The sequence below is a fragment of the Flavobacterium mesophilum genome (genome assembly GCF_039581405.1).
GTDB lineage: Bacteria > Bacteroidota > Bacteroidia > Flavobacteriales > Flavobacteriaceae > Flavobacterium.
Window position 1 is genome coordinate 251,324 of sequence record NZ_JBCPXZ010000006.1, and the last position, 19,958, is coordinate 271,281.

Genomic DNA, 19,958 nt, shown 5'->3' on the forward strand with positions numbered 1-19,958 from the left:
CATCTTTTTCGCATCCCATTAAAAATATGCGCGAAGCTGTACATTTCCTGTGTGCACGGTATTTCCGGTCTCACTTTTGCGGCCTTGATAGTTCAAATTGACATCTAAAAATGACGTGATGTTTTTTTGCAAAAGCAGTTTCCAAACCAAGTTTTGTCCAGCTTGAAGTCCTTCCAACATTTGAAATCCGACAGATGAAAATTCGTTTCCATCAAATTTGTTTTGATAAAATGAAAATTCGCCATTTAGAGTCACTTTTTTTTCTCCCGCAAATGAAAATGAAGTGCCAAGCCTGTTTTGAACCAAAGTTTCTAAATTGCCAATCTGGTTTTCTTTATTCTGAAATTCATAAAAGAAATCCAAACTGGTGTTTTTTGAGAATAGATAACTGATTTTCGGTGCAATTTGATATCCTCTTAAGTCATAGTTTTTCTCGGCAAAATCTTCTGAAACTAAATTGGTTTTTATGGTTTTGGTGAAAAAATTGAAAAGCCATGTTTTTTGATACAAATGCGTGTATTGCAACTGATGTGAATTGTTCGTCACATTTTGTGAACCTACAGAAAGTAAATTTTTTCCTTTGTTAACCAGATAAGAATACGTTACAGAGTGTTTTTGTTTTCCTCTATTAAAGTATAGACTGTTTCTTAAACTCGAATTTAGTCCCAAAATATTTTCTTCTGATGAATCAAACGGATTCAATTCCAAACGTTGGCCTTGGCTTTTCACTTTTCGATCCATAATAAACGATGTTTGATTATAGAAATAGGAAGCAAATTTTTTAAGTCCTTTCTCATTTTGCCATTGCGTCGGATTTAATGTCAGTGATTGCGAAAACTTATTCTGATTGGTTTTGATGTAAATCTGGTTCGGCAAAAAGATTCTGATAAATCGTGCTTGATCTGAATATTGAGCAATTTCAAATTCTTCCAATTCCTGAATTCCATTGCCATTATAATCGTTCCAAGTATAAACTCCTTGTCCAGTCGGAACTTCAATATACGTATATTCCTGCTGTGCGATTGTTCCCGAACTGGTTTCATAAGCGGTTCCAATTTGCATCAGTTGATTAAAAAATCGGTCATTATATAGAATTCGAGAATTTAAAGAGGGTTCATTGCCTCGATTTGGATCGGTAAAATCCAGATTACGATAACTCATGTAAACCGCCAGATTTGTTTTTTTGTTCTGAATCAGTTTTGATTTTAAATAATAGGTTTGTGAATTGTTTACATGTTGCAACAATCCGTTTTGCAAACTATCATTTCGGCGTTGTAAAAAACCTATTTCGGCAAAAACTTTTGTACTGTCGCCACGACCAATGAAAGCACCATATTCTGAAAATCTTTGGCTCAAGGCCGAAAACTGATTAGTGGTTTTGTCTTTTTCTTGATTGTCTTCGAGTTGCATGCTCGCGCCAACCCAATTTTTGCCAAAATGATATTTAGTTCGGGTTTGATTTCTAATGAATTTTGATGTCGAAATCGTTGCGTCAGAATTTAAAAAGCTTCCTTGATTCTCAAAAGTCCATTTTTTTATTTTAAAAAATGCCGATGTCGTATGGCGAGTTCCATTATAGCTTTCGCTGAAATCTAATTTTTCAAATTGGTAAGTCAGCAAGCCAACATTTGAAGTTTTCTTTTTGGCAAATAAATCAAAATTGATCCCCGTTGTCAGCAGACTTTGATTTCCCAAAAGCGTCGAATTTAAATTCCAGTCACGACTAAATTCAATATTGTATAATCGCTCTACCGATTTGAAATTTTCCGCAACATATTGATAATTTGCAAAGGCATCCAATGTCCAAGTTTTGGTAAAAAGCCGTTTTTTAAGATTGGTCTTAAAAGCAATTCCTTCATTGTTTCCGTCGTCAATTCCCGAGAATAAATTTTTATCATTGTTGCTTACGGCAAGTTCAAAATCGGCCAATGTTTTTTCATTCGGATTATATTTTCCTAAAAAGGTAGCAACCTGAAGTTTTATCGGCGGAACCAATTGCACAATAGGCTCGTAATTTCCTTGAAGAATTCCATTTACAGGAGGCGCGTATTCGTAAATTCTTTCAACGGAATTATTGTTTTGAATGATATAATTTCCAGCATTATTTCCAACCAAACTGAATTTTACATTGTATAAAACATCGGCCGGATTATTTGAGTATTCATATACTTCAACCGAATTGATCAATGTTTTTTTGTACAAAATTTTATTGTCAGCATATTTATCTTCGTAAGCAGAAGGCGCTTTCATTAAGTCCGGATTATCTCCAGCATCTTTCAAAACTTGAACTTGATCTGCAGAAAGGTTTTGCTGCAACGGTTGATTTTTGAAATCGCTTTCAGAATAAATGTAACCGCCAAAACTCCAATTTTTGTTTTCATGTGTGCCGCCAGCGTAAGTTACAAGGCGGTTGTAATTTCGCTCAGAATATTGGTATTCGATATTGATACGCATTTCAGAAGTAATCGTAAAAAGTGACGTAAACACAATTTCGCCTGCATTATAATCAATTACATAATCATTGTTTTCGCCACGTTTCAGCAAAACGCCATTTACATAAACACGTTCTGAACCCGAAATAACCAAGACATACAATTCGCCATTTTGACCTTTTAGCTTATACGGACCTTGATTTCCTTCCTGACCTGTAAAAGTACTTTTTGCATATTGTCCTTTTACAAAAGCGACTGAAGCAAAAACATTGGTCTTGCTTTCTTCTGTATCAAAATTAAAACTCGCCGAAAGTCCTTGGACTTTTTTGTCGAAATTTAGAAATTGAGTTTTATGATTTTCCAGAAAGACATCGCCTGCGCGAATGTTCCAATCGTTGCTGAAAAGCTCCATAAAAATATTGTCAAATTGATCCAATTTTTGAGAATAACCACCATTTTGTAACGGAATATTATTGTCTTGGAGCGATGCCCGAAGGCTGACTTTGTCTGAGATTTTTCCTGTAATCTGTAAATCTAGATTTGAATTTAAAACCGTGTTTTGATTGTTTCCAACAGTAACGCCACGGGTGATGCTACCAGAAGTAGTTAATCCATCAAAAGGAACGACTTTTTTGGTGTTGGCGTTGTCAATTTTGTATAGTTTTTCAGATCCAGCTTCGTTGCTTACCACTTGATCGGATTTGTAAAGACTGTATTCTTTTGTAATAAAATCGGGATATTTTAAATAATTGACGATTAAAGTATCCGAAAGCGAGGTGAATTTTTCGTTTAAAAGCAGTGTTCCTTTTTCGAAATTGATTTTGTAAAAACTCGAATCAATGGGTTGGTTTTTAGTATTTAAAAGCTGAAAAAAACTCGAATTTATGCTGACGTTTTCTAAACGAATTGTGTCGCGAACTGCAATGATTTTTTTGGTTTTGTACGCTGATTCTGTTTCCTGTGCATGAAGCCCAGAAAACCAGATGAAAACCGTTAAAAACAGTAATTTTTTCAGCATAAATACTTTAACTCTAAAAAGTCAAAAGTAGTATTTATAATTGGGAAAATCAGATGCTGAAATTTTGAGTTTTGCAAAGCTGCATTAGCGAGCAAGAAATATGATAATCAACGGTGGAGCAATAATTAGCAATAATGCTAATACCGATTTTGGATTGGCAAAGTTGGTCGTCCAGCCTAGCTCTTTGAATTTTTTTGGCGGAAACAATCTTGGATCTTCCGGATTATAGTAAAACATTCCCCAAACCCAATTGTTTGGATCATTCTGCCATCTGTTTTTTTGTTCTTCGGAAGGTTCTCTATAATCCATAATTCTAGAATTAAGTCGGTTTTTGGTAAACATAAATTTAGTGAAATCATTTGAATTGGATAGGACTAAAAACAAAAAAGCTTCACAATTAAGTGAAGCCTTTTTCTATAAATTGAATTGATAATTACCTGTTTTTAAAACAATATTAATTTAATTCTTTAGTCACAATTTGCATGGTTTCGCGGCTAACTTGTTTCAATAAAACTTCTTTGTTTGTTTCAACAGTTTGCGCTGCTTCTTCCGTAAAGTGACGAATCGTGTATAAAGTTACATTTTCGCTGTATTCTACTTTGAATTTTTTAGAAAGGATAGCATTCAATTCTGGGAAATTTCCAAATTTATCTTCCACACAAACAGAGAAACTAATTGCAGAGTTCTGAATCAAGTTTACTTTGATTTTAAATTCATGGAATAATCCGAAAATCTCGCTGATGTTTTCTTCCATAATGAAAGAGAAATCAATTGAAGAAAGCGAAATCAAAAGTTGCTCTCTCTTTACGATAAAACATGGATATTGTGGTTCTAAATCAACACCTTTAGAAACGCAAGTTCCTTTCAATAAAGGATTCACGAATGATTTTACGTATAACGGAATTTCTTTTTTCTGTAATGGTTGCAATGTTTTTGGGTGAATAACCGTTGCTCCGTAAAACGCTAACTCGATTGCTTCACGATATGAAATTTGGTTTAACAAACTTGCATTTTCAAAATAACGCGGATCTGCATTCATAACTCCAGGAACATCTTTCCAGATTGTTACACTTTCAGCATTTAAGCAGTAAGCAAAAATTCCCGCAGTGTAATCAGAACCTTCACGACCTAAAGTTGTAGTGAAGTTGTTTTCGTCTGCACCTAAAAATCCTTGTGTGATATTTAGTTGTTTTCTTGGAACATTTTTGCTGATGTTTTGTTGCGTCGTTTCCCAGTCCACTTCTGCATCTCTGTAATTTGCATTAGTTTTGATGAAGTTACGAACATCAAGCCATTGTGTTTGAATGCCGCGGAAATTCATGTAATGGCTTAAGATATTGGTAGAAATCAATTCTCCAAAACTTACGATTTGATCGTAAACAAAGTTGTAATTTGGAGATTTGTTGTGCGCTAAGAAATATTCAAGTTCTGCAAATTGCTCGTTAACAGCTGCAAAAACTTGGTGTTTCTCGTCTTCAAATAAATCCAATAAGATTTGATTGTGGTATTTTTTTATTTCCTGTACTGAAGAATTCAGCTCAGGCGATTTGTCAAAATAATTTTTGATTACAACTTCAAGAGCATTTGTGGTTTTTCCCATTGCCGAAACAACCAAAATCACATCTTCGTAACCCACTTTTTGCAAAACGTCGTAAACGTTTTTAATTCCATCTGCATCTTTTACAGATGCTCCTCCAAATTTAAATACTCTCATTATTAATTTATAGATTTTAGATTTTAGATTTCAGTTTGGGGCGAAATCTTACTGTTTTTATATTATAATTTTTCTAGAAATGAATTTAGTCCTGCTTCATCCATTTGAACAACTCTCCATTCGTCAAGAATTCTTGCGCCCGAATTCTCGTAAAATTTAACTGCGGGAGTGTTCCAATCCAAGACATTCCATTCGACTCTTCTTACATTATCTCTTTTTCCTTGTTTCATGATTTCAGAATAAAGTGCCGAACCTAATCCAGTACCGCGCATTTTTTCTTTTACAATCAAATCTTCAAGATGTATTGTTTTTCCTTTCCAGGTAGAATAGCGATAATAATATAGTGCAATTCCAACAATTTCTTTTTGCTTTTCTTCGTTTTCGATCTCTGCTACAAAAACATGAAACAATGGTTTTTCGCCAAAACCGTCACGAATCAAATCTTCTTCCGTAACAACGACCGCTTCGGGTTCTTTTTCGAATATCGCCAGCTCCTGAATTAGCCCTAACACCGATTTCATGTCTTCAGGATTTCCTTTTCTAATATTCATATATTCGTATTATTAAGTGTTTATTAGCTAAAAAAGCGTTTTTTTACTAGGTACTTTTTGCTGATAATTAGCAAATATACAATAGTAGCAAACTAACAACATAATTTTTAAATCATTCTCACAAAATAAACGATATTTGTGACTTAAAAATAAAACTACAACGATATAGTAATGGAAGAACGCAATAAAACACTGGGAGAGTTTATTATTGAGAACCAAAAAGCATTTCAGTATTCGTCGGGAGAGCTTTCCCGTATTATCAACTCTATACGTTTGGCAGCAAAAGTTGTCAACTATAAAGTAAACCAAGCCGGATTAGTGGACATCATCGGCGCCGCAGGCGAGCAGAATGTTCAAGGAGAAGACCAGCAAAAATTAGATGTCTATGCAAACGAAGTATTTATCCAGACGTTAATAAACCGTGAGATTGTCTGTGGTATTGCTTCTGAAGAAAACGACGATTTTATAACTGTTCAGGGGAGCGACAACAGTCATAATAATAAGTACGTGATCTTAATGGATCCGCTTGACGGATCTTCAAACATTGATGTAAATGTTTCTGTGGGAACTATTTTTTCTGTTTTCAGAAGAATTACCCCAATAGGAACTCCGGTAACAAGCGAGGATTTTTTACAACCGGGAATCAATCAAGTTGCAGCAGGCTATGTAATTTATGGAACTTCGACTATGTTGGTTTATACCACAGGTCATGGTGTAAACGGATTTACATTAAATCCAGCAATTGGTACATTTTATCTTTCACATCCAAATATGAGGTTTCCGGAGAACGGAAACATCTATTCGGTAAACGAAGGAAATTATGTTCATTTTCCGCAAGGAGTAAAAAATTACATCAAATATTGTCAACGCGAAGAAGAAGACAGACCTTATACTTCTAGATATATAGGAAGTTTGGTTGCCGATTTTCATCGAAATATGATTAAAGGCGGTGTTTATATTTATCCGACAAGCTCAAAAGCACCAAAAGGAAAGTTACGTTTATTATATGAATGTAATCCAATGGCGTTTATCGCAGAACAGGCTGGCGGAAAAGCAACAGATGGTTTTGGAAGAATTATGGAAATTCAGCCGACCGAATTACACCAAAGAGTTCCGTTTTTCTGCGGAAGCAAAAACATGGTCGAAAAAGCGGAAGAATTTATGGCAGAAGTATAATAGCTGTACTATTTTTTTCTGAACGCAACCTTTTTGCATTTTGAGCATCTTTTAATAAAAATAGACTTATGAAAAATATATTTAGTATTGTTGTCATAGCTTTAGCTTTATTTGGATGTTCTAATGACGATTCGTCTGAATTAAAAATTCGATTGTCGAATGCGAGTAAATTTAATTTTCAAAATATTACAGTGAATACTTCGACGGGAAATGTGAATTTTGAGAATTTAAATTCAGGACAGAAGTCGACCTATAAAGTTTTCTCGCTGGCCTATCGCTATGCATTTGTTGAATTGCAAATAGACGGGAAGACCTATACTTTGCAACCTATTGATTATGTTGGAGAAGTACCTTTGGAAAAAGGGAATTACACTTACGAGATTACAGCAAACGATTCTCAAAATCAGCATGGAAAATTGGGTTTGCAATTAATTAAGGATTGATCCGCAATTTAGTTTATGAAAAAACCCGACAGATTTCAAAAATCTGTCGGGTTTATAATTTAAAATGGATTTCAATTTTCGATTCAGTTAAATTATAAACTGCAATCGGAAAATGAAAAACTATTATTTATGCATGTGTTGCATTTCGTAAATAAAAGTATCTCCGTCAACTTTCTTGTCAACTAATGATAATGCTTTTGCAATAATATAATCTACGTTGCTTGGCGTGAAACCAAGAGCGACACTTATCTTTTTTAGAAGTACTTCTTGTTTGTCTTCTAGATGATGGTCAACATGTACCATACGTGTTAGGTCATACAAACGCTCCAAACGCTGTACATAAGAGTATGGCGGATTAATAGGATATTTTAAAGGATCACTAAGAATTTCTTCATATTCTGACTCTGTTATTTCTAAACGAGAAGCCAATTTATCTAAGAACTCTTTTTCTTCTGGATACACAACTCCGTCTGCTAATGCTACGCGTACGATAGCTGAAAAGTGCCCTTTATTTCTTTGTTTGAATTCGCTATCAAATAATTCTGAAAATGACATAATTGTAAAGTTTTATTAACACAAATATAAACCTTATTTTAATTTAACGATTTTAAATTTCTCATAAAATTTAACGCAACTTTTTACGTTGTTTTACAGATGGGCTTCACGAAATTTTCAAAATAAGTCGTAAGTTTACATCCCCTAATCATTTAATAGAAATACCCCTATGTCAGAATTTTGGATTTATTTTCAGATAGGATTAAAACACGTTTTAGATATCCACGCCTACGATCACGTTCTTTTTTTAATCGCACTAACGATTCCTTATACTTTTAAGGATTGGAAACGAATTTTGCTTTTGGTTTCGGTTTTTACAATCGGCCACACAGTAGCATTAATTCTTTCTGTTTTCGGAATAATTGCAGTAAAAGTAAATCTTGTGGAGTTTTTAATTCCGATTACGATTTTGATAACTGCCTTATATCATTTGTTTACAGCTGGAAAAGCTACTAAAAATGAAGGCGTGAATTTGATCTTCATCGTAACGTTGTTTTTTGGATTAATTCATGGACTTGGATTCTCGAATTATTTTAAAACAATTTTAGGAGGCACTGCAACGTCAAAATTATTACCTTTAGGGGAATTTGCGTTAGGAATCGAAGCAGCACAATTAGTTGTAGTTTTTGTAGCTTTGATACTGTCATATATAGTGCAAACCGTATTTCGTTTTTCAAAACGCGATTGGGCACTTGTAATGTCGGCTTTTATTGTTGGAGTTGTGATTCCAATGATTATTGAAAGCCCAATTTGGAACAGATAAAATAAATGGAGATAAAAAAATTAAACAAATACGATAAAGCGTACTTGAGAATAGCAAAAGAATGGAGTTTGCTTTCGTATTGCAAACGCAAACAAGTAGGCGCCATTATCGTAAAAGACCGAATGATTATTTCTGATGGATACAATGGAACACCATCTGGATTTGAAAATTGCTGCGAAGACGAAGAAGGACTAACTCGTTGGGATGTACTTCATGCCGAAGCAAATGCGATTTTAAAAGTCGCTCGGTCAACACAATCTTGTGAAGGTGCGACTTTGTATATTACACTTTCGCCTTGTAAAGAATGCAGTAAATTGATACACCAATCCGGAATAAAAAGAGTGGTGTACAAAGATGGATATCGTGATGATTCTGGAATTCAATTTTTAATAAAAGCAGGCATTGAAGTCGAACATATTCCTGTTTTAGAAGAGTAAATGAAATTCAATTCGAAATATTTGCCAATTGTTATCGGGGCGACTTTTGCTCTTGGAATCGTACTCGGAAGCTTGATGAATGCTCCCGCAGATGAGCAGCTTTTGGCCAAAAATTACTCTAAAACCAAGCTCAACAAACTGATTGACTTCATTAATAATGAGTATGTCGATAGCATCAATACAGATTCAATCGTAAATCTTACGGTTGATAATATTCTTTCCAAATTAGATCCGCATTCTGTATATATTCCGCCAAGCGAACAAGCCGAAGTTGCTGAAAGCATGAAAGGTGATTTCGTTGGAATTGGAATTAATTTTTATATGTATAAAGATTCAGTTGCGATCATCAAGCCAATTGAAAACGGGCCTTCGGCGAAAGCCGGAATAAAATCAGGCGACCGAATTTTATTTGCAGGAAAAACGAAATTGTTTGGAAGAAAATTGCCTTCAGACAGTTTGTTTTCCAAATTAAAAGGACTTCAAGGCTCTGAAATTGAATTAACGGTTTTTAGAAAATCGGAACAAAAGAAACTGAAATTTAAAGTTAGAAGAGATGTTATCCCGATAAAAAGTGTTGACGCAGCTGTTTTGCTCGGAAATAATACGGGTTATATCAAAATAAACCGATTTGCGGAAACAACTTATAAGGAATTCAAAAGCGGTTTAACAAGACTGAAACAAAGTGGTATTCAATCGCTTGTAATTGATCTTCGTGACAACGGTGGAGGTTATATGGAAGAAGCAGTAGCCATTGCCGACGAATTTTTGAAAGACAAACAATTGATTGTTTTTACAAAAAATAAAAATGGAGAAACCGAAAAAACGTATGCTACAAAAGCCGGAAGTTTTGAAACTGGAAAAGTTTATGTTTTAATCAATGAAAATAGCGCTTCTGCAAGTGAAATTCTAGCTGGGGCTATTCAGGATAATGATCGCGGCATTATTGTTGGGCGCCGTTCTTTCGGGAAAGGTTTGGTACAGCGTGAAATGGATTTCAATGATGGATCAGCAGTGCGTTTGACTGTTGCACGTTATTACACACCAACAGGAAGATCGATTCAAAAGCCTTATAAAAAAGGAAACGAAGAATATTTTAAAGAATCTGAAAGCAGAATTAAATCAGGAGAGCTTTATGCAAAAGACAGCATTAAAGTAGCTGATTCGTTAAAATTCAAAACGCCAAAAGGCAAAATCGTTTACGGCGGTGGTGGAATCGTTCCGGATGTTTTTGTTCCGATGGAAGCTGAACACGGAAATGAAAATGTTGCCTATTTGTTGCAAACTGGAATCGTGGGGCATTTTGTTTTTGAAGAATTGGATAAAAACCGAAAAGCATTTGCGGGTCTGCATTTTAATGAGTTTTTGAATGAAATGAAAACTTCAGATGTTTATTTCAAAAAGTTTAAAAACTATGTGGCAATAACAGGTTTGGATTTGAAATTAGATAAAACCAAAGCTTTGGTAAATCGCTATATCACAGCCGAATTTGCTCGACAATTATTTGGGGAAGTATATTACTACAATGTGGTCTTGAAAGACGACGCGATGATAAAGTCAATTGTGAGTCCGAAAAAACAATCTTAAAGTGTTTAAAAATGAAAGTAGAAGACGTTGTAAATGCTGAAATCGAACTTTTAACTGCGATTAAAAAAGCAGATGTTCCAATTTTAGAAAAAATCCTTCACGACGATTTGCTTTTCAACTTACCTGATGGAAACACAATTACAAAAGAATTTGATTTAGATTCGTATCGCTCCGGAAAGATGAAAATCGATTCCTTAGAAGCTTCAGATCAAATTATTAATATTATCGGAGATGCTGCAGTTGTTGCAGTGACAGTTTCGTTAAAAGGAGCTTTTGGAGATTATCCGATTAACGGTGCTTTTCGTTATATAAGAGTCTGGAAACAATTTGACGGATTGCTAAAAGTGATTGCTGGAAGTTGTTTGAAATTGGCATAAATCTTGAAAAGAAATTAATACTAACTTAAAATAAAACTTGGCAAAGTTGGCATGATTATCATGTAATTTGCGGGTTAAAATAACTATATGAAAAATTTAAAGAAAATTGGTTTTCTGGTACTTTTAATGACGTTTATGATTTCTTGCGCTGGTGCGAAAGATGCTACCAGAACAGTTACAGGAAAAGTTGAGTCTATTGAAGGAGGAAAAGACGGCTACACAGCAAAAATAAATACAGATCAAAAAGAAGTATATTTTGCTACAATCAGTATTGTAAATGTAGGTGGACCGCAAAATTATAAACAAGTAAAAATTGGTGACGTTGTTTCAGTAAAAGGAGAATTCTGGAAAAGTGATGACGAAAACCATATTAAAGTAACGCAGATTGTTTCTGTGAAATAGAAGCGAAAAAAAAAGAAACCATATAAGTTGTATAAGTTCATTTAGTTTATGCTCAAAAGCATATATGAACTTATATAACTTATATGGTTTAATATTTTAGGTAGTTGTTATCGAATACTATCGTGCGCATGAGTTTGCACGCCGTTATTCCATAAAGTAAGAATATCTGTTGCAACGGCAGCGCCACTTCCGGCAGCAATAGCCAATTGGCTTCTCCAGCCCGCTAAAGTTCCAGTAACATAAATGCCGTCAGCAACTTTGTGGTCTTCATTTTTTAATTGAATACGCTGTTTTTCTGGGAGCGCTTTTTTGTGAGGTTCAACAAATTGCATTAAACCTTCGATGTCGAAAGTATTGGCAGAACCAATTCCAACTACGATATTTTTTGTTTTGTATGAGTTTTTATTCGTTACAATAGTAAATTCAGGATAAGTACCCTCGATTTTCATTACTTTTTCATTCGGAATTTGAGTAATGTGTGGGTATGTTGTTGCCAAATCCTGAGTGCTTTCTGTAAGTAGTTCAGAACCTAATTTGCCTGGAGTTATGCCATAAGCATTGTAGAAAATTGCTTCTTGTAATGAAGAATTCTTTTGATGGGTAAAAATTCCGATTTTTTTATCGGTAACAAAAGCTTTATTTTTTGCAGAACCTAAGACTAAAGCACAAGACATGCCTGATACGCCTCCGCCAATAATAAGAACATCAAACATGTTTATCTGTTTTCATTCATTTTTTCTTCAATTCTTTTTGATATTCTAAAAATCAAAAGAATCAATACGGCGCAGAAAGAAGCTGCTATTCCAATAAAAGCCACCATACTATCGCCCTGAAATGGGTTTTTGAAGTCTAATAGCGTAATATTAAAAACGATTAAAGCTAATGCCAAAAGCACTAATATTGAAGTGAAAATTTTCATATGGTTGTTTTTTGTCCGAAATAATCAAAGTAAAACTTAAAAAAATGGCTTAAAGTTTTGCTTTTAGAAATTTTATGGGGTAAAAGTATAAAAATAAATGTTAGACGAACAAACCTTTAACATTAGCGGCGAATAATTTAACAGCAATTGCTAAAAGTATGACTCCAAATGTCTTGCGGACTACTCCAAGACCGTTTTCGCCCAAAAGATTTTCAATTTTCTTAGATGATTTTAAAACAATGTAAACCAAGATGATATTCAATAGAATAGCTATAATAATATTAATGGTATGAAATTGGGATCGCAGCGACAATAATGTAGTCATAGTTCCCGCTCCGGCAATTAGCGGAAAAGCTAAAGGAACAATAGAAGCTGATCCAGGCTCTTCATCACGATAAATTCGGATTCCTAAAATCATTTCCAAAGCAAGGAAAAATAACACGAATGAACCGGCAACAGCAAATGAATGAACATCAATACCGATTAAGTTCAGCAAACCTTCTCCAACAAAAAGAAAAACAATCATAATGGCTCCGGCGACAATTGAAGCTTTTTCAGAGTCAATATGTCCGACTTTTGCTCGTAAATTCACAATGATCGGAATTGAACCAACAATATCAATTACGGCAAAAAGTACCATCCCAACAGTAATGATTTCTTTAAAATTAATTTCTAACATATCGCTTTGATTTTTAGGGTTTAAAAAACTGCTGCAAAAGTAGTTAATAAAGTTAGGTGTTTTTTCGTTACCCTGTATTTTTGTTATAAAAATATGTTTTAATGGTTTAAAAAGTGATATTTATAACATTTTGATGTTTAGATTGCTAATTTGGAGAAAAAAGCGCCGTTTAATTTTGAACTTAATTTATTTTGCTTCTAGTTTTGAAATAAGGACTTAGAAATCAAAAGTTAAAAATTGTAACTTACTGAAAATCAATTATTAAATTTGTGTTTAATTTTAAATGAAGAGGTGATGAAAAAGATTTGGTTTGTGGGAGTGTTCTTGGTTCTGTTGTTTTCATTCAATAGTTCGCAAGCTCAGATTTTGAAAAAAGCAATGGAGAAGTTTTCAAAAAAGGATGAGGCTGGTGTTGATAAAGCAACTGGGCAAAATGTGAATATGGAAAGTGCGATGATGGGTTTTGGGAAAAATAAAGTCGATCCTTCGGTCGTGCCAAATTCATACGCATTTAGTTGGAAATATATTATGGAAATTACGGCAAATGAAGGGAAACCCATGAATGCAGAATATTTTCTAGAGCCAAACAAATCATATGTTGCGATGAATATGGCGCAAGGGCAAGGGCAGAACATGTTGATGATTATGGATTCTGGAAATAATATTACAGTGACTTGTTTTGGAAATGGGAATGAAAAAATGGCCACTGCTTCAAAAATGCCAGACTATACCGATATAGCTAAAAAAGAAGGCGAAAAGTCGAAATTCACCATTAAGACATTACCGAATAAAACGTTTTTAGGATACAATTGCAAAGGTGTGCAAATGACAAATGATCAGTATGACATTATTTGTTATTACACCAGCGAGGCCAAAGTGAGTTTTGGAGATATGTTCAAAAATCAAAAAAACTGGAAAATGCCTGAAGAGTTGTCGTCTTATTTTAAACCTGAAGAAAGAACTTTGCTGATGGATATGACAATGAAAGATATGAAGAGCCGAAAAGTAACCACGATGAAATGCAAAAGTTTGGAGAAAAGTGCTTATACATTCAATAAAACAGATTATAAGTTTATGTAAAAAGAACTGAATCTGTTAATTTTTGAGTTTCAGTAAAGTATATGTGTTGGCGGTTTTTATTTCCTGAATCTTTGGTTACCTTTGCAAAATGTTTCAATTAGGAAAAACCATAGTATCAGAGGATATCCTCGAAAAAGAATTTGTTTGTAATTTATCAGCTTGCAAAGGGGCTTGTTGCGTCGATGGAGATGCTGGCGCGCCTTTGAATGAAGCTGAAACTAAAATCTTGGAAGAAATTTACCCGAAAGTGAAGCCTTTTTTAAGAAAAGAAGGGATTGCTGCTATCGAAGCGCAAGGAACTTGGGTAAAAGGAACCGACGGCGATCTTGAAACGCCGCTTATTGACAATAAGGATTGCGCTTATGTAATTTTTGACGGAAAAACTGCGCTTTGCGGTATCGAGCAAGCTTACAATCAAGGAATCGTTGACTGGAAAAAACCAGTTTCTTGTCATTTATATCCAATCCGTGTAAAAGACTTTACAGAATTTGCTGCGGTGAATTATGATAAATGGGATATTTGTGATGATGCCTGTTCGTTGGGTAAAGAATTAGAAGTTCCGGTTTACAAATTTGTCAAAGAAGCTTTGATTCGCCGCTTTGGTGAAGATTGGTATTTGGAGTTAGAAAAAGTAGCTGAGGAGCTTAAAAATTCGTAAGAAATAAAGTGTATAAAATACCTTTTTGCGAAGGCTTGTTTTAACTCAGAAAAATTAAGTTTTAACTCAAAAAAAACTTTTTAAAACTATTTAAATTTTCTTGCTTTTTATATTAAAAAGTCTATATTCTACGGGCTTTAACAAGGTGTTTGTGAGGTTTAATTTGTTCATTTGCAATAAATTAAATATTGTCTGAAAAATATCTCATTTTTCGTCCGTTGTTAAAAACTACACCGAATTGTGAATAAGTTTGACTTTCATTTTTGGCTACAATTAACAATCTTTGTAGTCTACTGAAATAGCAAAAAAATCGGTAAAAAAATAAACAAAATTGTCATGTCGCAAATAGAGCCAATCTTACAAGAAAATAAAAATCGTTTCGTTATTTTTCCTATCAAACATCATGATATTTGGGAATGGTATAAAAAAATGGAAGCTAGTTTCTGGACTGCTGAAGAAATCGATTTGCACCAAGATTTGACAGATTGGAATAATAGACTTAATGATGACGAAAGATATTTCATTAAGCACATTTTAGCATTCTTTGCGGCTTCTGATGGAATCGTGAATGAAAACCTTGCTGAGAACTTTGTAAACGAAGTTCAATATGCTGAAGCTAAATTTTTCTATGGTTTCCAGATCATGATGGAAAACATTCACAGTGAAACGTATTCTTTATTAATTGATACTTACGTTAAAGACGAAGCAGAAAAAACAGAATTGTTTAATGCTTTGGAAGTATTCCCTGCAATTGCTAAAAAAGGAGAATGGGCTTTAAAATGGATCGAGTCTGATTCGTTTGCTGAAAGACTTATTGCTTTTGCTGCAGTTGAAGGAATCTTTTTCTCAGGAGCATTCTGTTCAATTTATTGGTTGAAAAAACGTGGTTTGATGCCAGGTTTGACTTTCTCTAATGAGCTGATTTCTCGTGACGAAGGCGTACATTGTGATTTTGCAGTTCACTTGCATAATCACCATTTAGTAAACAAAGTTCCAAAAGACAGAATTAAAGAAATCATTGTTGATGCTTTAGATATCGAAAGACAATTTGTTACAGAATCTCTTCCGGTAAGTTTAATTGGAATGAATGCAACTTTAATGACGCAATATTTAGAATTTGTTGCTGATAGATTATTAGTAGAATTAGGTTGCGAGCGTGTGTATGGATCAGCGAATCCGTTTGATTTCATGGACATGATTTCTCTTCAAGGAAAAACTAATTTCTTTGAAAAACGTGTTGCAGAGTATCAAAAATCTGGTGTAATGAACACTGATAGTGATGCTCAAAAAATTTCATTTGATGCAGATTTTTAGACAACAAAAATACTTTTAGCGTTTGCTCTTCTTCAAGAGGTGCTAAAAAAAGATTACAGAATATTTTAAGGTTGAATCTCTTTCCCAAATCGCAGATTCAATAGCAATTTTTGACGTATTTAAGTTCGATTTTCGAATTTGAAACGGGTAACTATTGAGAATTTCACAATTCTCTAAAATTAATTTTAAAACACGCAATGTTTAAGTGCTGGAGTTCGTTCTCTAGGTACTTTCATTTTTTCAATAACTATTAAATAGTAAGCTTATGTATGTAGTAAAAAGAGATGGCCACAGAGAGCCCGTAATGTTTGATAAGATTACAGAAAGAATCAAAAAATTGTGTTACGGCTTGAATGAGCTCGTAGATCCAGTAAAGGTAGCCATGAGAGTTATCGAGGGATTGTATGATGGGGTTTCTACTTCTGAACTAGATAATCTTGCAGCAGAAACGGCGGCTTCTATGACTATTGCGCATCCTGATTATGCTCAATTGGCAGCGCGTGTGGCAATTTCGAATCTACATTCAAATACTAAAAAATCTTTCTCTGAAACGATGAAAGATATGTACAATTACGTAAATCCAAGAAACGGACAAGATGCGCCGTTAATTGCTGATGACGTATTTAAAGTAATTCAAGAAAATGCTGCTTTTTTAGATTCTCATATTATTTATACAAGAGATTTTAATTACGATTACTTTGGTTTCAAAACATTAGAGCGTTCTTATCTTCTTAAAATAAACGGAAAAATCGTTGAGCGTCCGCAGCACATGTTAATGCGTGTTTCTGTTGGTATTCACTTAGACGATTTAAAATCAGTTATTGAAACTTACGATTTAATGTCTAAAAAGTTCTTTACGCATGCAACGCCAACGTTGTTCAATGCAGGAACTCCAAAACCTCAAATGTCTTCTTGTTTCCTTTTGGCAATGCAAGATGATAGTATTGATGGTATTTATGATACATTAAAACAAACAGCAAAAATCTCGCAATCAGCGGGAGGAATCGGACTTTCTATTCATAATGTTCGTGCGACTGGATCTTACATTCGTGGTACAAACGGAACTTCAAACGGAATTGTTCCGATGTTGAGAGTTTTCAACGATACGGCTCGTTACGTAGATCAAGGTGGTGGAAAACGTAAAGGAAGTTTTGCGATTTACATCGAAACTTGGCATGCTGATATTTTTGATTTCTTGGATTTAAAGAAAAATACAGGAAAAGAAGAAATGCGTGCAAGAGATTTATTTTTCGCAATGTGGACTTCAGATTTATTCATGAAACGTGTTCAGGAAGATTCAACTTGGACTTTAATGTGTCCAAACGAATGTCCAGGATTATATGACGTTTATGGAGATGAATTCGAAGCATTATATACTGATTACGAATTCCAAGGAAAAGGAAGAAAAACGATCCGCGCTCGTGAGTTATGGGAGAAAATCCTAGAATCTCAAATCGAGACTGGAACTCCATATATGTTATACAAAGATGCAGCAAACCGTAAATCGAATCACAAGAATTTAGGAACAATTCGTTCTTCTAACTTGTGTACAGAGATTATGGAGTTTACATCTAAAGACGAAATTGCAGTTTGTAACTTAGCTTCGATCTCATTGCCGATGTTCATTGAAAACGGACAATTCGATCACCAAGCGCTTTACAATGTTACAAAACGTGTAACTCGTAACTTGAACAAAGTAATCGACAGAAACTACTATCCAGTTAAAGAAGCTGAAAACTCTAACATGCGTCATCGTCCAGTTGGATTAGGAGTACAAGGTTTAGCAGATGCTTTCATCATGTTGCGTATGCCTTTTACAAGTGATGAGGCTAAAAAGTTAAACCAAGAAATTTTCGAAACATTATACTTCGCTGCTGTAACCGCTTCTATGGAAATGGCAAAAGAAGAAGGACCATATTCAACTTTCGAAGGTTCTCCAATGTCACAAGGGGAATTCCAACACAATATGTGGGGAATGAAAGATGAGGAATTATCTGGCCGTTGGGACTGGGCTTCTTTAAGAAAAGAAGTTATGGAGCACGGAGTTCGTAACTCATTATTAGTTGCTCCGATGCCAACTGCTTCAACTTCTCAAATTCTTGGAAACAACGAAGCTTTCGAGCCTTATACTTCAAACATTTACACGCGTCGTGTATTGTCTGGAGAGTTCATTGTAGTAAACAAACATTTACTAGAGGACTTAGTGAAATTAGGTTTATGGAACGAGTCATTGAAACAAGAAATTATGCGTCATAATGGATCTGTTCAAAATATTGACATTATTCCACAAGACTTAAAAGATCTTTACAAAACCGTTTGGGAAATGTCGATGAAAGATATTATTGATATGTCTCGCCAAAGAGGTTACTTCATTGACCAATCTCAATCGTTGAACTTGTTCATGCAAGATGCAAACTATTCTAAACTGACGTCAATGCACTTCTACGCTTGGCAATCTGGTTTAAAAACAGGAATGTATTACTTAAGAACAAAAGCAGCTGTAGATGCGATTAAGTTCACATTAAACAACGATAAAAAAGAAGAAACTCCATCTTTAGTTCAAGAAAGTGAATCAATCAGCGTTGAAGATTATAAAGCAATGTTGTTAAAAGCACAAGCAGCAGATCCAGAGGATTGTGAAATGTGTGGGTCTTAATAATTGTAGATTTTAGATCTAAGATTTTTAAATTAATATAGAAAGCAGTTATCGTTTTGATAGCTGCTTTTTTTACAATAAATGTATTATGAAATTAATCAATGATATAATTAATGAATTAATTGATACGGATAAATCAATAAGTTCTCCACTTTTAAAGACTAAAGTTTTAGCTAGTAGACTTCAAAACGAAATACTTTTGAAATGGGTTACCAATGAACTAAAAGGATATGAGGATTCAGATGTTTTGCCAGATTACAGAAAGTTTAAAGGAAGTATAGCTGGTACTTATATTGTAGGATATCAAAAGTATAATAATCAGCCAGTTCCATTAGATGGTTTGGATGAAAAGTTTCAAAATAGTTTAACTAATATGAATTTTTTTGAGAGTGTTTCAAGTTTAGAAAATCTAAAGAGAGATGATGGAAGAGGGAAACTAGAGTATGTTTTTCCTGCTGAAGTAACTGGTTATATTGAAGAAAACTGGATTAATATGGGAAATCCTTATTTACGATTGATCAATTGTAAAAGATGGGTTTCGGGGAATGTAATTTTAGGAATTCTTGCATGTGTTAGGAATAACTTATTAGATTTTATGTTGAAAATTGATTCAGAGTTTGGGAATATTACAGAGATAGAGGAGTTGAAAACTAAAAAAGAAGAAATTACAACAATTATGAATCAAACAATTATAAATAATACAGGAGATGGTAATGTTTTAAATACCGGTGAAAAAGCAAAAATTACAGCAAAAATTAATATTACAAAAGGCAGTAAGGATGAGCTTTCAGCACGTCTGAAAGAAGGTGGGATTAAAGAAGAAGATATTGCTGAGCTTGTGGAAATAATAGATGAAGAAGAGCCGGATTTTGTTAATCAAACGTTTGGAGGGAAAGTAAATACTTGGACTCAAAAAATGTTAGGAAAATCTCTCGATGGTTCTTGGAATATTGCATTAGCTGTAGCGGGAAATTTAATTACAGAAGTAGTAAAAGCTTATTATGGTATGTAGAGAACTCCGTATAGAAAAAGCAGTTGTCATTTTGATAACTGCTTTTTTGGGTTTTTAATGACATTGAATTTAAACATAGCCCATGGTTTCAACCGTGGGAACGCAAAAAGGAGCATCATACGTTTTCTACGATTGAAATCGTGGGCTATATTTGAGTATGATTGTTTAATTTTGCAAACAATATCCCC

The 19,958-nt window shown here is 34.1% G+C and carries 20 protein-coding genes; 12 read left to right on the forward strand and 8 right to left on the reverse strand.

Annotated elements, in window-relative coordinates:
• Nucleotides 1–18: 18 nt before the first annotated feature.
• From AAYQ19_RS18770 to AAYQ19_RS18785, 4 genes are all read right to left on the reverse strand, one after another.
• On the reverse strand, nt 19–3,450 hold the full coding sequence (locus AAYQ19_RS18770; protein ID WP_343538409.1) for a DUF8818 domain-containing protein: 3,432 nt from the start codon (nt 3,448–3,450) through the stop codon (nt 19–21).
• Between the two features lie 84 nt (nt 3,451–3,534).
• Complete coding sequence (locus AAYQ19_RS18775; protein ID WP_343538410.1) at nt 3,535–3,792, reverse strand: DUF5808 domain-containing protein; 258 nt, start codon at nt 3,790–3,792, stop codon at nt 3,535–3,537.
• A 112-nt stretch (nt 3,793–3,904) separates the two neighbouring features.
• Nucleotides 3,905–5,164 (reverse strand): aspartate kinase, encoded by a 1,260-nt coding sequence (locus tag AAYQ19_RS18780; protein WP_343538411.1) that lies wholly within the window; start codon nt 5,162–5,164, stop codon nt 3,905–3,907.
• 62 nt (nt 5,165–5,226) lie between these two features.
• On the reverse strand, nt 5,227–5,715 hold the full coding sequence (locus tag AAYQ19_RS18785) for a GNAT family N-acetyltransferase (protein ID WP_343538412.1): 489 nt from the start codon (nt 5,713–5,715) through the stop codon (nt 5,227–5,229).
• A gap of 171 nt (nt 5,716–5,886) precedes the next feature.
• Here AAYQ19_RS18785 and fbp point away from each other — a divergent pair, with 171 nt between their 5' ends.
• Together fbp and AAYQ19_RS18795 are read left to right on the forward strand one after the other, a co-directional pair.
• Complete coding sequence (fbp, locus tag AAYQ19_RS18790; RefSeq protein WP_132987485.1) at nt 5,887–6,891, forward strand: class 1 fructose-bisphosphatase; 1,005 nt, start codon at nt 5,887–5,889, stop codon at nt 6,889–6,891.
• Between the two features lie 68 nt (nt 6,892–6,959).
• On the forward strand, nt 6,960–7,334 hold the full coding sequence (locus tag AAYQ19_RS18795) for a hypothetical protein (protein WP_343538415.1): 375 nt from the start codon (nt 6,960–6,962) through the stop codon (nt 7,332–7,334).
• A gap of 123 nt (nt 7,335–7,457) precedes the next feature.
• On the opposite strand, the gene AAYQ19_RS18800 is transcribed toward AAYQ19_RS18795, so the two are convergent.
• On the reverse strand, nt 7,458–7,889 hold the full coding sequence (locus AAYQ19_RS18800) for a TerB family tellurite resistance protein (RefSeq protein ID WP_026728403.1): 432 nt from the start codon (nt 7,887–7,889) through the stop codon (nt 7,458–7,460).
• Between the two features lie 169 nt (nt 7,890–8,058).
• Here AAYQ19_RS18800 and AAYQ19_RS18805 point away from each other — a divergent pair, with 169 nt between their 5' ends.
• The 5 genes from AAYQ19_RS18805 (at nt 8,059) to AAYQ19_RS18825 (ending at nt 11,452) form a co-directional block, all read left to right on the forward strand.
• Complete coding sequence (locus AAYQ19_RS18805) at nt 8,059–8,652, forward strand: HupE/UreJ family protein (RefSeq protein ID WP_343538419.1); 594 nt, start codon at nt 8,059–8,061, stop codon at nt 8,650–8,652.
• Nucleotides 8,653–8,657: 5 nt separating this feature from the next.
• Nucleotides 8,658–9,089, forward strand: coding sequence for a deoxycytidylate deaminase (locus AAYQ19_RS18810; RefSeq protein WP_132987561.1), 432 nt, complete (start codon nt 8,658–8,660; stop codon nt 9,087–9,089).
• A complete protein-coding gene (locus AAYQ19_RS18815; RefSeq protein WP_343538423.1) occupies nt 9,090–10,673 on the forward strand; it encodes a S41 family peptidase in 1,584 nt (527 codons plus the stop codon).
• An 11-nt stretch (nt 10,674–10,684) separates the two neighbouring features.
• Nucleotides 10,685–11,050, forward strand: coding sequence for a nuclear transport factor 2 family protein (locus tag AAYQ19_RS18820; protein WP_343538425.1), 366 nt, complete (start codon nt 10,685–10,687; stop codon nt 11,048–11,050).
• An 87-nt stretch (nt 11,051–11,137) separates the two neighbouring features.
• The gene (locus tag AAYQ19_RS18825; protein WP_343538427.1) at nt 11,138–11,452 is read left to right on the forward strand and encodes a hypothetical protein; all 315 of its coding nucleotides are present in this window, start codon (nt 11,138–11,140) and stop codon (nt 11,450–11,452) included.
• 107 nt (nt 11,453–11,559) lie between these two features.
• On the opposite strand, the gene AAYQ19_RS18830 is transcribed toward AAYQ19_RS18825, so the two are convergent.
• From AAYQ19_RS18830 to AAYQ19_RS18840, 3 genes are all read right to left on the reverse strand, one after another.
• On the reverse strand, nt 11,560–12,165 hold the full coding sequence (locus tag AAYQ19_RS18830) for an FAD-dependent oxidoreductase (protein ID WP_343538428.1): 606 nt from the start codon (nt 12,163–12,165) through the stop codon (nt 11,560–11,562).
• Between the two features lie 2 nt (nt 12,166–12,167).
• On the reverse strand, nt 12,168–12,371 hold the full coding sequence (locus AAYQ19_RS18835) for a hypothetical protein (protein ID WP_132987565.1): 204 nt from the start codon (nt 12,369–12,371) through the stop codon (nt 12,168–12,170).
• Nucleotides 12,372–12,471: 100 nt separating this feature from the next.
• Entirely contained in the window at nt 12,472–13,050 is a 579-nt protein-coding gene (locus AAYQ19_RS18840) for a MarC family protein (protein ID WP_320568975.1), read from the reverse strand.
• Between the two features lie 294 nt (nt 13,051–13,344).
• On the opposite strand from AAYQ19_RS18840, the gene AAYQ19_RS18845 reads away from it, so the two are divergent.
• The 5 genes from AAYQ19_RS18845 (at nt 13,345) to AAYQ19_RS18865 (ending at nt 19,770) form a co-directional block, all read left to right on the forward strand.
• Nucleotides 13,345–14,130, forward strand: a complete 786-nt coding sequence (locus tag AAYQ19_RS18845) for a hypothetical protein (RefSeq protein WP_343538430.1) — start codon at nt 13,345–13,347, stop codon at nt 14,128–14,130.
• An 88-nt stretch (nt 14,131–14,218) separates the two neighbouring features.
• Nucleotides 14,219–14,788, forward strand: a complete 570-nt coding sequence (locus AAYQ19_RS18850; protein ID WP_026728413.1) for a DUF3109 family protein — start codon at nt 14,219–14,221, stop codon at nt 14,786–14,788.
• A gap of 336 nt (nt 14,789–15,124) precedes the next feature.
• Complete coding sequence (locus AAYQ19_RS18855; RefSeq protein ID WP_343538431.1) at nt 15,125–16,102, forward strand: ribonucleotide-diphosphate reductase subunit beta; 978 nt, start codon at nt 15,125–15,127, stop codon at nt 16,100–16,102.
• Nucleotides 16,103–16,367: 265 nt separating this feature from the next.
• Nucleotides 16,368–18,758, forward strand: a complete 2,391-nt coding sequence (locus AAYQ19_RS18860) for a ribonucleoside-diphosphate reductase subunit alpha (protein ID WP_343538432.1) — start codon at nt 16,368–16,370, stop codon at nt 18,756–18,758.
• Between the two features lie 88 nt (nt 18,759–18,846).
• On the forward strand, nt 18,847–19,770 hold the full coding sequence (locus AAYQ19_RS18865) for an AbiTii domain-containing protein (protein WP_343538434.1): 924 nt from the start codon (nt 18,847–18,849) through the stop codon (nt 19,768–19,770).
• Nucleotides 19,771–19,958 lie beyond the last annotated feature (188 nt).

Coding starts and splice junctions, on each gene's coding strand:
- AAYQ19_RS18770 (WP_343538409.1), bottom strand. CDS start 3,450: ATGCTGAAAAAATTACTGTTTTTAACGGTTTTCATCTGGTTTTCTGGG.
- AAYQ19_RS18775 (WP_343538410.1), bottom strand. CDS start 3,792: ATGTTTACCAAAAACCGACTTAATTCTAGAATTATGGATTATAGAGAA.
- AAYQ19_RS18780 (WP_343538411.1), bottom strand. CDS start 5,164: ATGAGAGTATTTAAATTTGGAGGAGCATCTGTAAAAGATGCAGATGGA.
- AAYQ19_RS18785 (WP_343538412.1), bottom strand. CDS start 5,715: ATGAATATTAGAAAAGGAAATCCTGAAGACATGAAATCGGTGTTAGGG.
- fbp (WP_132987485.1), top strand. CDS start 5,887: ATGGAAGAACGCAATAAAACACTGGGAGAGTTTATTATTGAGAACCAA.
- AAYQ19_RS18795 (WP_343538415.1), top strand. CDS start 6,960: ATGAAAAATATATTTAGTATTGTTGTCATAGCTTTAGCTTTATTTGGA.
- AAYQ19_RS18800 (WP_026728403.1), bottom strand. CDS start 7,889: ATGTCATTTTCAGAATTATTTGATAGCGAATTCAAACAAAGAAATAAA.
- AAYQ19_RS18805 (WP_343538419.1), top strand. CDS start 8,059: ATGTCAGAATTTTGGATTTATTTTCAGATAGGATTAAAACACGTTTTA.
- AAYQ19_RS18810 (WP_132987561.1), top strand. CDS start 8,658: ATGGAGATAAAAAAATTAAACAAATACGATAAAGCGTACTTGAGAATA.
- AAYQ19_RS18815 (WP_343538423.1), top strand. CDS start 9,090: ATGAAATTCAATTCGAAATATTTGCCAATTGTTATCGGGGCGACTTTT.
- AAYQ19_RS18820 (WP_343538425.1), top strand. CDS start 10,685: ATGAAAGTAGAAGACGTTGTAAATGCTGAAATCGAACTTTTAACTGCG.
- AAYQ19_RS18825 (WP_343538427.1), top strand. CDS start 11,138: ATGAAAAATTTAAAGAAAATTGGTTTTCTGGTACTTTTAATGACGTTT.
- AAYQ19_RS18830 (WP_343538428.1), bottom strand. CDS start 12,165: ATGTTTGATGTTCTTATTATTGGCGGAGGCGTATCAGGCATGTCTTGT.
- AAYQ19_RS18835 (WP_132987565.1), bottom strand. CDS start 12,371: ATGAAAATTTTCACTTCAATATTAGTGCTTTTGGCATTAGCTTTAATC.
- AAYQ19_RS18840 (WP_320568975.1), bottom strand. CDS start 13,050: ATGTTAGAAATTAATTTTAAAGAAATCATTACTGTTGGGATGGTACTT.
- AAYQ19_RS18845 (WP_343538430.1), top strand. CDS start 13,345: ATGAAAAAGATTTGGTTTGTGGGAGTGTTCTTGGTTCTGTTGTTTTCA.
- AAYQ19_RS18850 (WP_026728413.1), top strand. CDS start 14,219: ATGTTTCAATTAGGAAAAACCATAGTATCAGAGGATATCCTCGAAAAA.
- AAYQ19_RS18855 (WP_343538431.1), top strand. CDS start 15,125: ATGTCGCAAATAGAGCCAATCTTACAAGAAAATAAAAATCGTTTCGTT.
- AAYQ19_RS18860 (WP_343538432.1), top strand. CDS start 16,368: ATGTATGTAGTAAAAAGAGATGGCCACAGAGAGCCCGTAATGTTTGAT.
- AAYQ19_RS18865 (WP_343538434.1), top strand. CDS start 18,847: ATGAAATTAATCAATGATATAATTAATGAATTAATTGATACGGATAAA.